Origin of the sequence: Thiolapillus sp. (assembly GCF_048562965.1) — a bacterium.
Lineage (GTDB): Bacteria > Pseudomonadota > Gammaproteobacteria > Chromatiales > Chromatiaceae > Thiolapillus > Thiolapillus brandeum_A.
On sequence record NZ_JBHNMF010000007.1, the window covers coordinates 13438 to 27454 of the forward strand.

Consider the following 14017-nt stretch of genomic DNA (forward strand, 5'->3'; position numbering starts at 1 on the left):
CTTCTCAATTGTTAAGGAATTGAACGGGGCGCTTCGGCGCCCTTGTCTTTTGGAGAAAAAGTGCGAATTGCATTGGGCGTGGAATATGACGGCAGCCGGTTTTGTGGCTACCAGACCCAGAAAAGCGGAGTGCGCACCGTACAGGAGTCCCTGGAACAGGCATTGTCATCCGTGGCAGATCATCCTGTGCAGGTTTTTGCGGCAGGCAGGACAGATACGGGCGTGCATGCCGATGCTCAGGTTGTGCATTTTGATACCGGGGCCGTCCGCCCTGCGCACGGGTGGGTCATGGGCAGCAATATCAAACTGCCTGCCGATATCAGCGTGCTTTGGGCCAAAGAGGTTCCACAGGATTTCCACGCGCGTTTTTCTGCCCTGGGTCGCACCTACCGTTATTTCATCCTGAACCGGATGAGTCGCCCGGCGATTCTCTCACAACGGGTATCCTGGGTGCATCGGCCGCTGGACGCTGCACTCATGCATCAGGCAGGGCAGGTGCTTGTGGGCAAACATGATTTCACCAGCTACCGCACCGTGCACTGCCAGGCCAGGAGCCCGGTACGCACCCTGCATTCCCTCAAGGTGATGCGTCACGGTGATTTCGTGGTCATGGAAGTACACGCAGACGGTTTCCTGCATCATATGGTGCGCAATATTGCGGGTGTGCTGATCGCTGTGGGTTCCGGGGAGCGCCCGGCCGCCTGGGCTGAAGAAGTTCTGGAACACAGAGACCGGCGGCAGGGAGGCATGACTGCGCCTCCCGACGGCTTATATTTCCACAACGTCGATTATGACCTGCGCTATGAAATCCCCGTAAATGCGCAAGAAGCCGGTCTGCTGATGTTATAATTTACCGTTATGCGAACCCGAGTCAAGATATGTGGCATCACCCGCGTTGAGGACGCCATGGCCGCCATAGATGCCGGTGCCGATGCGCTGGGTTTTGTGTTTTACCCGCCGAGTCCGCGAAATATCGGTGTGCAGCAGGCCCGCCATATCGTGGCGCAGCTCCCGCCTTTCGTCACCACAGTTGCCCTGTTCGTGAATGCCGGTCGGGAGGACATCGCAGACGTGGTGCAGCAGGTGAAGGTCGACCTTTTGCAGTTTCATGGCAATGAATGCCCGGACTATTGTGCACAGCATGGTCGGCCCTGGATCAAGGCCATCCGCATGAAGGACGGTGTGGATCTGCCGAAGGCGGACAGCGAATACCATCAGGCATCGGCATTGTTGCTGGATGCCTATAAGCCGGGTGTGCCCGGAGGCACGGGAGACAGTTTCGACTGGGCGCGTATTCCGCCGGAAATGGCCGGCCGTATCGTGCTCGCCGGTGGCCTGACGCCGGAGAACGTTTCCAGCGCCATACGCCGTGTGCATCCCTATGCGGTGGATGTCAGTGGCGGTGTGGAAGCAGCAAAAGGAATCAAGGACCATCACAGGATCAAGCAATTCATGCGAGGTGTACAGCTTGGAGAAGAATGAGAAATTCATGGAGATGCCGGATGAACGGGGTCACTTCGGCCCTTATGGTGGCATATTCGTGGCGGAAACCCTGATGGAGGCCCTGCAGGAACTGCGTGAGGCCTACGAGAAGTATCTGGTCGATCCGGAATTTCTGGCCGAGCTGGATGCCGATCTGCAGCACTACGTGGGCCGTCCATCGCCCATCTATCATGCCAAGCGTCTGAGCCGGGAAAACGGCGGTGCACAGATCTATCTCAAGCGCGAAGACCTCAATCATACCGGCGCTCACAAGGTGAACAACACCATCGGCCAGGCCCTGCTTGCCAAGCGCATGGGCAAGACCCGCATCATCGCCGAGACCGGGGCAGGGCAGCATGGCGTGGCTACGGCCACAGTCGCCGCCCGCCTGGGTCTTGAATGCGTGGTCTATATGGGTGAGGTGGATGTGGCCCGCCAGGAAGCCAATGTCTATCGTATGCGCCTGCTCGGCGCCGAAGTACGCTCGGTTTCCTCCGGCTCGAAAACCCTCAAGGATGCCTTGAATGAAGCCATGCGCGACTGGGTGGCTACCGTGGATGACACTTTCTACATCATCGGCACTGTGGCAGGACCGCACCCGTATCCCGCCATGGTGAGAGATTTCCAGACCATCATCGGCCGTGAAGCGCGCCAGCAGATTCAGGAAATGACCGGCAGCCTGCCCGATGCCCTGGTCGCCTGTGTGGGTGGCGGCTCCAATGCCATCGGTCTGTTTCATCCCTTCCTGGAAGACGAACAGGTGGCTATCTACGGTGTGGAAGCTGCAGGCGATGGCCTGGAGACGGGGCATCATGCCGCCCCGCTTTGCGCCGGGCAGCCCGGCGTGCTCCATGGCAACCGTACCTATCTGATGGAAGACAAGGACGGTCAGATCATCGAAACCCATTCCATCTCGGCGGGTCTGGACTACCCCGGCGTGGGGCCGGAACATGCCTGGCTCAAGGATGTGGGAAGGGCAAATTATGTAGCCGTGGATGACAAGGAAGCGCTGGATGCTTTCCATCTGCTGACCGTGACGGAAGGCATCATTCCGGCGCTGGAATCCAGCCACGCTGTTGCCTACGCCTTAAAACTGGCTGCGCAAATGAACCTGGATCAGAAAGTGCTGGTGAATCTGTCCGGCCGGGGCGACAAGGACATGCATACCGTCGCAGCCATCGAGGGGATACAGATATGAGCCGTATCAGCAGCTGCTTTTCCGATCTGAAAGCCCGCAACCGCACGGCCCTCCTGCCGTTCATCACCGCGGGAGATCCACATCCCGGTGTGACCGTCGGGCTGATGCATGACATGGTGGATGCCGGTGTGGACATCATCGAACTTGGGGTGCCTTTCTCCGATCCCATGGCGGATGGGCCGGTGATCCAGCGCGCCAGCGAACGTGCCCTGGAGCATCATGTCTCCCTGCATGACGTGCTGGACATGGTGCGGCAGTTCCGGGAACAGGATGACCGCACACCGGTGATACTCATGGGCTACCTCAATCCCATCGAGGTCATGGGCTATGCCGAATTTGCCAGAAGCGCCGCCGATGCAGGCGTGGATGGGGTGCTGACCGTGGATATACCCCCGGAGGAGAGTCACGACCTGATCCAGGCTCTGCGTTCCCACTCCCTGGATGCCATCTACCTGGCGGCGCCCACAAGCCACCGTCATCGCCTGGAAATGATTGCCGAGGCCGCCAGTGGTTTTATCTACTACGTTTCCCTCAAAGGCGTCACGGGATCGGCCAATCTGGTGCTGGACGAGGTAGCGGCGAAGCTTCAGGAAATCCGCGCAGTGACGGACATGCCCCTTGGTGTGGGGTTTGGCATCAAGAATGCCGAGATGGCGGCTGCCATGTCCAGGATCGCCGATGCAGTGGTCGTGGGCAGCACACTGGTTTCCAGAATAGAGGCAAATGCCAGTGAACCTGATAAGATAGGCGCAGAACTTAAGCAACTGCTTCAGGAAATGCGGGCGGCGATAGACGCCGCGTAGGCGTTGTACAGCCCGGTTTCCGGATGATTGAGGACCGACCATGAGCTGGTTTGACAAGCTTTTACCCAGTGTGATCCGCACCGAAGGCAGCGCCAAGAAGGCCGTGCCGGAAGGGCTGTGGAACAAATGCCCCGGCTGCGGTGCCATCCTGTATCGTGCGGAAATGGAAAGAAACATGGATGTCTGCCCGAAATGCGGACATCACAACCGCATCGGTGCACGGCGGCGCCTGGATCTCTTTCTCGACAAGGAGCCCCGTGAAGAGATCGCTGCAGATCTGCAGGCTGAGGATCCCCTGAAATTCAAGGACAGCAAGAAATACAAGGATCGTCTCAGTGCCGCGCAGAAAGCCACCGAAGAGAAAGATGCACTGATCGTCATGCGCGGCAAACTCAAGGGCATGGATCTGGTTGCCGCCGCCTTCGAGTTCAAGTTCATGGGCGGATCCATGGGTTCCGTGGTGGGCGAGCGTTTCGTGCGCGGCGCCAATATCGCGCTGGAGCAGCATATACCCTATGTGTGTTTCTCTGCCAGCGGAGGGGCGCGAATGCAGGAATCCCTGTTCTCCCTGTTCCAGATGGCCAAGACCTCTGCCGTGCTCAAGCGCATGGCTGACAAGGGTGTGCCGTTCATTTCCGTCATGACCGACCCCACCATGGGAGGGGTGTCCGCCAGTCTGGCCATGCTGGGAGATGTCAACGTGGCCGAGCCAGGTGCGCTCATCGGTTTTGCCGGCCCCCGGGTCATCGAGCAGACCGTGCGGGAAAAACTGCCGGAAGGGTTTCAGCGCAGTGAATTCCTGCTCGAGCATGGCGCTGTCGACATGATCATCCCCCGGGATCAGATGCGGGATCGCCTGTACAACGTGCTGAGTATCCTCAATCACGCTGCGGCCTGCGCCTGATATTCAGAAGGCCGGTTTGCGATTTGCCACGTTAGAAGGCTGGCTGACCTGGCAGGAAAGCCTCAATCCCAAAACCATCGATCTGGGCCTGGAGCGGACAAGGCAGGTCTGGCAGCGGCTGGTTCCTCCTGATCTTTCTTCCAGTACCGTTATCAGTATCGCCGGCACTAACGGCAAGGGTTCGACTGTTGCCCTGTTCGAGGCCATATTCAAACAGGCGGGTTACCGCACCGGCAGCTATACATCCCCCCATCTGCTGCGCTACAACGAGCGCATCCGACTCGATGGCGAGCCGGTAGAAGATCAGCAGATCATCGATGCTTTTCAGGCCACCGATGAAGCCAGAAAAGATGTTCCTCTGACCTATTTCGAGTTCGGCACGCTGGCTGCGCTGCTTGTATTTGCGCGGGAAAAGCCAGAAGTAGTACTGCTGGAAGTGGGTCTGGGGGGGCGTCTGGATGCGGTAAACATTATCGATGCGGATGTGTCTGTCGTCACCAGCATCGGTCTGGATCACCAGGAATGGCTGGGACATGACCGGGAAACCATCGGACGGGAAAAGGCGGGCATCTTCCGGCCGGGACGACCGGCGGTATTTTCCGGTAGCGATATGCCGGCCAGTATTGCCGATCAGGCAAGAATGCTGCAGACACACCTGTATATCAACGGCAGGGAGTTTCACTGCGAAGCCGGCGCTGAAACCTGGAACTGGTGCGGACCCTCAAGGATGCTGAATGCTTTGCCCTATCCCCATCTTCCAGGGCAGCATCAGTTGGACAATGCGTCCGGTGTCATCATGGCGCTTGAACTGCTGGCCAGGAAAACTCCGCTGGATGACAGGGCGGTTGTTCAAGGGCTGGAAGCTGTCAGGCTGACCGGCCGGCAACAGACAGTGGAACACCAGGGTGTGCAATGGGTGCTGGATGTGGCCCACAATCCCCATGCCGTTTCGGCGCTGGCGCGGCAGCTGAAAGAAAACCCTGTGGCCGGTCGCACTCTGGCTGTGTTGGGTATGCTTGACGACAAGGATGTCACTTCAGTGCTGACGCTGATGCAGCCGCACATCGACCGATGGTATTTCGCCACTATTGAGAACGCCCGCGGGATGTCCGCAGAAAAGCTGGCTGGGATGGCGCAATCCCTGTTGCCAGTACCGCCCTTCGATACACACGACACGCTTGACCGGGCTTTGAAGACAGTGGCAGAGGAAGCCGGAGTTGGTGACAGGGTGGTAGTGTTCGGTTCGTTCTTTACTGTTGCGGCAGCGCTGGCCTATCTGGATTCACCGGCCTGATTCCATAAGCAACCGGATCTGCCAGCAAGACGAATCCAATATGCCCGCTGTTTTTCCAGCTGAATGCAATCAGGGTATTATCGATGCGTGGAACACGGCATGGTGTTTCACCGCAAATCCATTCAGCAACGTGATTCCCGATCCGGCGTGAAAGGAGACATCGGCGCCTGGCAGAATATTCACCTTGTTCTGGGTGGTGATGCTTCCTGTGGCGGTGCACACAACAGGTTTAATATGCCCAAAATCATAGTTCACAATAACATTGTCGCCACTGCAGCTGAAAGGTGTAGCCGCGTATTCATAGGCACCAATGTCGGGTGCCATGCCGTTGGGGCGTGCCGTCCAGGTCGGTGGTGGTTGTGGAATCAATGCCCGCATCGATTGCTGCCGAACCCGAACCGATATGATAGTCGTCGTTGGCAGCATCCAAAAAAGTGGGATCGCCGTCCACCGGGTTGTTTCCTCTGAAGCCGTCATCTGTGTTTTGCCAGAAAAGGGTGTTGTCGGAAATGATCGCTGCCCCTTCGGCAGTCGACAATGTGATCCCTTTGTCGTGATCGGCAATGATGTTGTTGATCAGCGTGGCGGTCATGTTTTCCCCGATGTAGATGCCCTTGGTGTTGTTTATCAGTGTGTTGTGGGTCAGGTCGATGGCAGCGATGTGCCAGTCACTGTAGGCCAAAATGCCCGTGGAGCTGTCGGCAATGACATTGTTGCTTATGAGGGTTTTTCCCTGATCTGGAAAGGTAATAGTTATCCACAAAGCGCTGTTCAGGTTGGTCAGTAAGGTGTTCCTGCTGATGGTGGAGCCCTTGTCGTAATAGGCGTAGATTCCCGAGCCTGAATCAGCGTCGTTAGCGATAAATCTGTTGCCGATGACCTGTGCGGCGCTCTAGGTCAGGTTTATGCCAGCCCCTCTTTGAGCCCGGTTGTCGCGGATGAGATTGCGGGTAATCAGGGGCCATGCTTCCGTCCAGCCCACATTGATAGCGCCACCCTGGCCGCTGCAGCCCCGGCAGCCCTCATTGTTTCTGAATTCATTGTCGTGAATCACACCGGGACTGCTGAGGAACAGACCGCCCCCGTCACCTAATTGTATGGCTATTCCTGCGGTGTTATTCAAAAAACGATTGTGGCCGATGGTCGCGGAACCTGAAGCGCTTTGCAGGTAGACAGCACCACCCATGCCGCGTGCATCATTTTGCGTCGATGCAACATTGTCAGACAGGATATTGTGGGTGATAACCGGGGTGGCATCTACGCTGTAGATACCGCCGCCGGCATCGGACGACAAGAATCCACCGCCAAGTCCAGTGGCATTGCCTCTGGTGATGGTCAGCCCGTCGATAGTGGGGGAGGTATTGGCGGCGATCGTGAGTATCCGCCGCTGGTTCTCTCCGTCAAGGATGCTGATATAGGTGCCGGGATCACGCACTACCGGGTTGGAATTCGTGTTGTCCCACCCGCCAAGCAGGGAGATTGAGTGGGTTACGGCCACGACAACTTCACCCGTGTTCGTATAGGTGCCTTGGGCGAGAAGGACTTTGTCATGATCTGTGGCCAGATTCAGCGCCGTTTGCAGTTCGCAGGGGGAGGTCTGAGTGCAGTCGCCTGTTCCAGCGGGTGTCACGAAGAAGTTGCTGGAAGCCCCGCAAATACTGCTTGCTAGCAGCAAAATGCCGAGGGCAGCCAGTTTGCGGGCGGGGAAGGATAACAGAACAGAATACTTATGGAGGGTGTGCACGATGTTTTCTCCTTGCAGTTCGGGCTTGCCCAGGTATCTTTATAATGATAAATCTCTTGACGGGAGCAGGGATTGACGGCGGTCAGTAAAAGCTGTTGTTCCTTCTGCGGACAAAAAGTTCGCCAGAAAACCTTCAATGGTTATAATGTGACCTTTCAGTTCCTGGATTCGGGTTCAAACTGTGGATGAACAGTTAAAGCGCCGCCTGATCGGCGCCACGGTGCTGGTTTCCCTGGCAATCATTTTTCTTCCCATGTTGCTTAGCCACAAGCCCGTTGCCCGGCATTCGGGAAAAATGGCGGCCATTCCTGTCGAACCAAAGCGGGATTTTGATCCCGCCCTGCTGCAGGATGCTCCTCCCGAAAAGAAAACCTCTGAGCCTTCTGCGGCCGCTGCCGTACCTGCCGCCAGGGTAGAGAAACCCCCGGCGCCTGCATCGCCCCCTATCGTCCGAGAGAAGCCCAGGCCAAAACCTCCGGTGGCTGCCGAGAAGAAAACCGTACCCAAACCGCCCAAGAAAGCCGAAAAGAAGGTGGAGAAGAAACCTGCCGTACCAAAGGCTGCGCTGACGCCTTCATCCTGGGTGGTTCAGGTGGCCAGTTTCTCTTCCCGTGGCAGCGCGGACAAGCTGGTGAAAAAACTGCGCAAGGCGGGGCTGGATACCATGAATCCTGCTGCGGTCACTGTAAACGGCAAGAAATATTATCGTGTGCAGGTGGGGCCGGAACTGGACAAGCAGCGCGCACAGAAGCTGCTGCCGCGTATCAACAGGATTTCTGGTACCAAAGGCCAGGTTGTCCGGTATCCATAGGGAAAGCTTGAAGCATGGCTGATACGCAACTTATCTGGATAGACTTCATTATCCTGGGCATCATCCTGGTGTCTGCGCTTATCAGTCTGGTCCGTGGTTTCGTGCGGGAAGCATTCTCGCTGGCGGTGTGGGTGCTGGCATTCTGGATCAGCTGGACCTTCTTTCGTGATCTGTCCCTGCGCATGGAATCCATCATCACCACGCCATCGGTGAGATTGGGAGTGGCTTTCGTCATCCTGATGATTCTCTCCCTGACGGTCGGTGGCTTGCTGAACTACTTGGTGATCCGGCTGATCAACAGCACCGGGCTGAGCGGCAGCGACCGCTTCATTGGCATGATTTTCGGTATCGCGAGAGGGGTACTGTTCATGGCCATCCTGGTGCTGTTGGCGGGGCTGACGCCCTTGCCCCAGGATCCCTGGTGGCAACAGTCTGTGCTGATACCTTATTTTCAGGAGCTGGCGCTGTGGCTGAAAGATCTGCTGCCACCGGAAGTTGCCGAAAAGTTCCAGTTTCTGACTTCGGAACTGCCCGCTTTGCCTGTGCCTGAGAGTCTGCCGCCGGCACCCGCAGTGGTTCCGCCGGGACAGTAATTTCTTGTACAGATCGCAGGACAGGATTTAGTATGAACAGTTCATTGTTGATGATGCACTTCAGGAAACTCTGATCATGTGTGGAATTGTAGGAATCGTAGGCAGAGAGCCCGTCAATCAGTCCCTGTACGATGCCTTGCTGGTGCTGCAGCACCGGGGGCAGGATGCCGCCGGTATCGTCACCTGTGAGAACGGCAAACTGCACCTGCGCAAGAACAACGGTCTGGCCAGTGACGTATTCAATACAGATCACATGATCCGCCTGCGGGGCAACATGGGCGTAGGGCATGTACGTTACCCCACGGCGGGGTGTTCCTCTTCGGCGGAGGCGCAGCCTTTCTATGTGAATTCGCCCTACGGCATTGTGCTTGCGCACAACGGCAACCTGACCAATGCCGATGAGCTCAAGCAGGACCTGTTCCGCGAGGATCTGCGCCATATCAATACCGAGTCGGATTCCGAGATTCTGCTGAACATCTTTGCTCACGGACTGAGTTCCTATCCGCCGCATCTGAACTTGTCCGAAGAAGATATCTTTCGCGCCGTGGAAACCGTACACAAGCGCTGCCGGGGTGGCTATGCGGCAGTGGCGATGATACCCGGTTATGGCGTGATTGCCTTTCGTGATCCGCACGGCATCCGGCCGGTGGTGTTCGGTGAGCGGGATACGCCACAAGGAAAGGAATTCATGGTTGCCTCGGAAAGTGTGGCGCTGGATACCTTGGGTTTCAGGCTGGTGCGTGACGTGGCGCCGGGGGAAGCCATCATCATCACACGCACGGGCGAGTTTCATGCCAGAACCTGTGCAGAAGACACGGTGCGCTCACCCTGCATCTTCGAGTTTGTCTACTTTGCCCGGCCGGATTCCATCATCGACGATATTTTTGTACACAAGGCGCGGTTGCGCATGGGTGTGAAACTGGCAAAAAAGATCAAGCACGAATGGCCCGATCATGACATCAATGTGGTCATTCCCATACCGGATACCAGCCGTACGGCGGCACTGAGCCTGGCAAACAAACTCAAGCTGCGCTATACGGAAGGTTTCATCAAGAACCGTTATATCGGCCGCACATTCATCATGCCGGGCCAGACGGCGCGCAAGAAATCGGTGCGCCGCAAGCTCAATCCCATTGATGTGGAATTCAAGGGCAAGAACGTGCTGCTGGTGGATGATTCCATCGTGCGTGGCACCACCTCCAAGCAAATCGTGCAGATGGCCCGGGAAGCAGGCGCGAACAAGGTCTACCTGGCATCGGCTGCACCGCCGGTGCGTTATCCCAACGTCTACGGTATCGACATGCCTTCTGCGTCGGAACTGGTCGCGCACAATCGCAGCACGGAAGAGGTCTGTGAGATCATTGGTGCAGACAGATTGATCTATCAGGATCTGGAAGACCTGATCAATGCGGTGCAGAAGAAGGGCATGTACAAGGTTGACCGTTTCGATACGTCCGTTTTCAATGGCGAATACGTGACCGGCGATGTAACTAGCGAGTACCTGCAGGTGCTGGAGAACGATCGAAACGATCATGCAAAGGCCACGCGTGATGCTAGGGCAAACGTGATCGATCTGCACAACGGAGCCTGAAATGGACGACTATGCTGACTGGAAAATGGCCACACGGGCAATCCGGGTAGGTCATCATCGGACGCTGGAAGGGGAGCACTCCCCGCCTATCTTTACTACTTCGAGCTATGTCTACAAGAGCGCGGCCCAGGCTGCGGCCCGCTTTTCCGGGGACGAGCCGGGAAACATCTATTCACGTTTTACCAATCCCACGGTAAGAAATTTTGAAGAGCGCCTGGCCGCCATGGAAGGGGGTGAGGTCTGCGTCGCCACGGCTACGGGGATGGCGGCGATCATGGCCACCTGTATGGGGTTGATGCAGCAGGGTGATCATCTGCTCAGCTCCCGCAGTATTTTTGGCAGCACGGTGATCCTGTTCGACAAGTATCTGAGCCGGTTTGGCATCGAGACCAGCTATGTGCCATTGGCCGATCTCGATGCCTGGCGTACAGCCATCAGGCCAAACACCAAAATGCTTTTTGTGGAAACGCCATCGAATCCCCTCGGGGAGCTCGGTGATATTCAGGCGCTGGCTGAACTGGCTCATGAACAGGGTTGCCTGCTGGTGGTGGACAACTGTTTCTGCACGCCTGCGCTGCAGCGGCCTTTGGATCTTGATGCCGATATCGTGATTCACTCGGCCACCAAATACCTGGACGGTCAGGGGCGCTGCATGGGTGGAGCGGTTATCGGCGACAGCAAGAACGTCGGTGAAGAAGTCTATGGTGTGCTGCGTACCGCCGGTCCCAGCATGAGCCCGTTCAATGCCTGGGTGTTTCTGAATGGCCTGGAAACCCTGGATTTGCGCATGAAGGCCCATTCGGCCAACGCTGCGGAACTGGCGCTGTGGTTACAGGCGCAACCCAAGGTGACCCGGGTGCATTATCCGGGGCTGGACAGCCATCCCCAAAAGGCGCTGGCCGACAGACAGATGAAGCTTCCGGGTGGCATGCTTTCTTTCGAGGTCGACGGTGGCCAGGCGGCCGCCTGGAAAGTGATTGATGCCACCAAACTGCTATCCATAACCGCCAACCTGGGTGATACCAAAAGTACGGTTACCCATCCTGCCAGTACCACCCACGGACGCCTGACGCCAGAGCAGCGCAGTGATGCGGGTATCGGCGATGGCCTGATCCGAATCTCCGTGGGACTGGAGGATATTGCTGATATCAAGACGGATCTGGCCCGGGGGCTGGATCTTCTTTGAGCACGGACAGCCATCTGAGCAAATGGAACCGGCGGCACGCGGAAGCTGAAACCCAGGGCAGCGTGGCCCAGGTGTTGCTCAGAAATCTGCACCTGCTGCCAGCGTCCGGCAAGGCGCTGGATCTGGCCTGTGAACGGGGTGCCAACGCCCTGCTGCTGGCGAAGTCCGGTCTTGAAACCCATGCCTGGGATTTTTCAGACATTGCCATTGAAAGACTGGCGGCAACTGCGCAGGAAGAGGGTGTAGACGTCATGGCACAGACCCGGGATGTGGTTGCTGAGCCGCCGGAAGCAGATAGCTTCGACGTGATTCTGGTGTCTTTCTTTCTGGAACGCACTCTTGTTCCTCATCTTATCCGGGCATTGCGTCCCGGTGGCAGAATCTTCTACCAGACCTTCGTAAAAGATGTCTATCTGGACAGGGGACCCGGCAGTACCGCTTGGCGCCTGGATCACAACGAACTGTTGCACCTTTTTCAGGAACTGCAGATACACTATTACAGGGAAGACGGGACGGTTTGCAGCGAACCCGATGAAGTGTCGGATCTGGCGATGCTTGTCGCATCCAGAGGAGAGGAATAGATGCCCCAGCGTATTACGGCTATCGTAGTCAGTATCGTGGCGGTGATTGCACTGCTGATATTCGGCAAGCCCCTGCTGGTTCCTTTCGCTATTGCGCTGATCATCTGGTATGTCATTGATGCCATAGCCCTGCAGATCCGCAGGATTGAATTGGGCGGTATCCAGCCTTTTCATCATGTGAGTGTGTTTCTGGCATTGCTGGTTGTGGTGTTGCTGCTCAGCGGCATGGTGCAGATGATCGGCGATACCATAGAGCAGGTGAAAATTGCCGCGCCCAATTACCAGCACAATGTCAGCAGGATGCTCGACCGGCTTGCTTCGCTGCCCGGTGTGGAAGTGGCGCCAGCCATTCAGCATTGGGCAGATGGTCTGGACCTGGGGCGCATCATCAGCAACATAGCCGCAGCTATCATGGGGTTGGCGGGAAATGCGGGCCTGGTGGCTATCTATGTGGCATTTCTGCTGCTCGAAGAGCGCTATTTCGGGATCAAACTGCGGATCATGTTTCCCAGTGCGGACAGGTACCGGAAGGTAAACCGCATACTGGAAGCAATTCAGGTTCAGATTCGCCAGTATGTGTATATATCAAGACCATGGTCAGTGCGCTGACGGGTATCGTCAGCTATATCATCCTGTTGTGGGTCAGCGTGGATTACGTGCCTTTCTGGGCGCTGCTGATCTTCATGCTCAACTACATTCCCACCATCGGTTCCATGGTGGCCGTGCTGCTGCCGACCACCCTGGCACTGGTGCAGTTCGATACTTTCGGGCCTTTTGTTACCCTGCTGGTATCGCTCGGCACGGTGCAGGTGCTGATCGGCAATGTGCTCGAACCGCGGCTCATGGGGTCTTCGCTCAACCTCAGTCCGCTGGTGGTGATTCTGGCCCTGTCCCTGTGGGGGCAGATGTGGGGGGTGACCGGCATGTTTCTGAGTGTGCCCATCACCGTCATCAGCATGATTGTGCTGGCCAATTTTCCCCAGACCCGGGCCATTGCCGTGGCCATGTCGGAGAACGGGCGACTGAAGGACAGCGCCTTGCGGACATCGTAGCCGCCTGGCATTCGCTGCCAGCCATGGAGAGCGAAGCGAAGGCTGGTAGTCCCCAGTAGCCGCGAGACCGCACTGTTTTCCCGGCGTGCCTTGCGCCAGAGGGAAAACAAAGTAGGCCTCCGAACGCAGCGTCCAGTCATTGGGAGACAAGTACGGAGCAGCAACGAGCTTGCGAAGTTGTTGCGCAGTGCTTGGTGACCAGGACGGCTGGGGCACCAATAGGTTGTCAAAGGCCGAGTCGATTTTGGGGGCTGGGATGTCCCAAAATCTATCACGAGGCCGAAGACACGCTTGTTCAATCACTTGAGTTATTGAATATCGGCCAGAATGTGGCATCACCGCCGCGGTCCTGCAGTTCCTTCATGACAGGGTTCCCCGATCCAGTTGCCGACACCGGCGAAATTGTGTAATTTATAAAGCTTGTGTTATCAAGGGGAAAACAAGAAGGGCTCCTCGACGTTTTGAGTGGAATTTCCCCAAAAACCTGTGCCAGTATAGCGCCAAATACTGGCATGAGGAAAAGACGTGGACGGCAACGAGATACTGCTACTGGGATTGGGGATTCAGTCTCCCTGGAAACTGATGAATCAACACTTGGATACGAGTAAACAGCCGCCGCTGCCAGCCATGGAGAGCGAAGCGAAGGCTGGTAGACCTCAGTAGCCGCGAGGCCGCACTGTTTTCCCGGCGTGCTTTGCGCCAGAGGGAAAACAAAGTAGGCCTCCGAACGCGGCGTCCAGTCATTGGGAGCCAAGTACGGAGCAGCAACGAGCTTGCG

The 14017-nt window shown here is 56.9% G+C and carries 17 protein-coding genes; 13 read left to right on the forward strand and 4 right to left on the reverse strand.

The window, feature by feature from the left end; translation table 11 throughout:
* Positions 1-60 precede the first annotated feature (60 nt).
* The 6 genes from truA to folC are packed head-to-tail and all read left to right on the forward strand — an operon-like array spanning position 61 to position 5681.
* Positions 61-849, forward strand: a complete 789-nt coding sequence (gene truA / locus ACOCD2_RS01055) for a tRNA pseudouridine(38-40) synthase TruA (protein WP_293644054.1) — start codon at positions 61-63, stop codon at positions 847-849.
* A 9-nt stretch (positions 850-858) separates the two neighbouring features.
* Complete coding sequence (locus tag ACOCD2_RS01060) at positions 859-1482, forward strand: phosphoribosylanthranilate isomerase (RefSeq protein ID WP_293644055.1); 624 nt, start codon at positions 859-861, stop codon at positions 1480-1482.
* 7 nt (positions 1483-1489) lie between these two features.
* On the forward strand, positions 1490-2680 hold the full coding sequence (gene trpB, locus ACOCD2_RS01065) for a tryptophan synthase subunit beta (RefSeq protein WP_293644056.1): 1191 nt from the start codon (positions 1490-1492) through the stop codon (positions 2678-2680).
* Positions 2677-3483, forward strand: a complete 807-nt coding sequence (gene trpA, locus ACOCD2_RS01070; protein ID WP_293644057.1) for a tryptophan synthase subunit alpha — start codon at positions 2677-2679, stop codon at positions 3481-3483. Before trpB ends, trpA begins: the two co-directional genes overlap by 4 nt.
* Positions 3484-3523: 40 nt before the next feature.
* Complete coding sequence (gene accD / locus ACOCD2_RS01075; protein WP_293644058.1) at positions 3524-4387, forward strand: acetyl-CoA carboxylase, carboxyltransferase subunit beta; 864 nt, start codon at positions 3524-3526, stop codon at positions 4385-4387.
* Between the two features lie 16 nt (positions 4388-4403).
* The gene (gene folC, locus ACOCD2_RS01080; protein ID WP_293644059.1) at positions 4404-5681 is read left to right on the forward strand and encodes a bifunctional tetrahydrofolate synthase/dihydrofolate synthase; all 1278 of its coding nucleotides are present in this window, start codon (positions 4404-4406) and stop codon (positions 5679-5681) included.
* Positions 5682-5750: 69 nt separating this feature from the next.
* Here folC and ACOCD2_RS01085 read toward each other — a convergent pair whose 3' ends face one another.
* From ACOCD2_RS01085 to ACOCD2_RS01095, 3 genes are read right to left on the reverse strand one after another with little or no spacing between them, the layout of a single operon-like run.
* A complete protein-coding gene (locus ACOCD2_RS01085) occupies positions 5751-6005 on the reverse strand; it encodes a 3-coathanger stack domain-containing protein (protein WP_293644060.1) in 255 nt (84 codons plus the stop codon).
* On the reverse strand, positions 5980-6558 hold the full coding sequence (locus ACOCD2_RS01090) for a right-handed parallel beta-helix repeat-containing protein (RefSeq protein ID WP_293644063.1): 579 nt from the start codon (positions 6556-6558) through the stop codon (positions 5980-5982). Before ACOCD2_RS01090 ends, ACOCD2_RS01085 begins: the two co-directional genes overlap by 26 nt.
* Positions 6559-6573: 15 nt before the next feature.
* Positions 6574-7425, reverse strand: a complete 852-nt coding sequence (locus ACOCD2_RS01095) for a right-handed parallel beta-helix repeat-containing protein (RefSeq protein WP_293652308.1) — start codon at positions 7423-7425, stop codon at positions 6574-6576.
* A gap of 181 nt (positions 7426-7606) precedes the next feature.
* Here ACOCD2_RS01095 and ACOCD2_RS01100 point away from each other — a divergent pair, with 181 nt between their 5' ends.
* From ACOCD2_RS01100 to ACOCD2_RS01130, 7 genes are all read left to right on the forward strand, one after another.
* Positions 7607-8236, forward strand: a complete 630-nt coding sequence (locus tag ACOCD2_RS01100) for an SPOR domain-containing protein (RefSeq protein WP_293647028.1) — start codon at positions 7607-7609, stop codon at positions 8234-8236.
* A gap of 14 nt (positions 8237-8250) precedes the next feature.
* Positions 8251-8829, forward strand: a complete 579-nt coding sequence (locus ACOCD2_RS01105) for a CvpA family protein (protein ID WP_293647030.1) — start codon at positions 8251-8253, stop codon at positions 8827-8829.
* A gap of 76 nt (positions 8830-8905) precedes the next feature.
* The gene (purF, locus tag ACOCD2_RS01110; RefSeq protein ID WP_293647032.1) at positions 8906-10420 is read left to right on the forward strand and encodes an amidophosphoribosyltransferase; all 1515 of its coding nucleotides are present in this window, start codon (positions 8906-8908) and stop codon (positions 10418-10420) included.
* A gap of 1 nt (position 10421) precedes the next feature.
* A complete protein-coding gene (locus tag ACOCD2_RS01115; RefSeq protein WP_293647034.1) occupies positions 10422-11606 on the forward strand; it encodes an O-succinylhomoserine sulfhydrylase in 1185 nt (394 codons plus the stop codon).
* Positions 11603-12187, forward strand: a complete 585-nt coding sequence (locus tag ACOCD2_RS01120; RefSeq protein WP_293647036.1) for a class I SAM-dependent methyltransferase — start codon at positions 11603-11605, stop codon at positions 12185-12187. Before ACOCD2_RS01115 ends, ACOCD2_RS01120 begins: the two co-directional genes overlap by 4 nt.
* Entirely contained in the window at positions 12188-12796 is a 609-nt protein-coding gene (locus ACOCD2_RS01125; RefSeq protein WP_293647038.1) for an AI-2E family transporter, read from the forward strand.
* Positions 12781-13239: an AI-2E family transporter gene (locus ACOCD2_RS01130; protein ID WP_293679491.1), complete on the forward strand. Its 459-nt coding sequence runs from the start codon at positions 12781-12783 to the stop codon at positions 13237-13239. Before ACOCD2_RS01125 ends, ACOCD2_RS01130 begins: the two co-directional genes overlap by 16 nt.
* Positions 13240-13785: 546 nt before the next feature.
* Here the strand turns inward: ACOCD2_RS01130 and ACOCD2_RS01135 are convergent.
* The coding region (locus tag ACOCD2_RS01135; protein ID WP_419625551.1) for a hypothetical protein at positions 13786-14017 on the reverse strand (232 nt) is incomplete at its 5' end.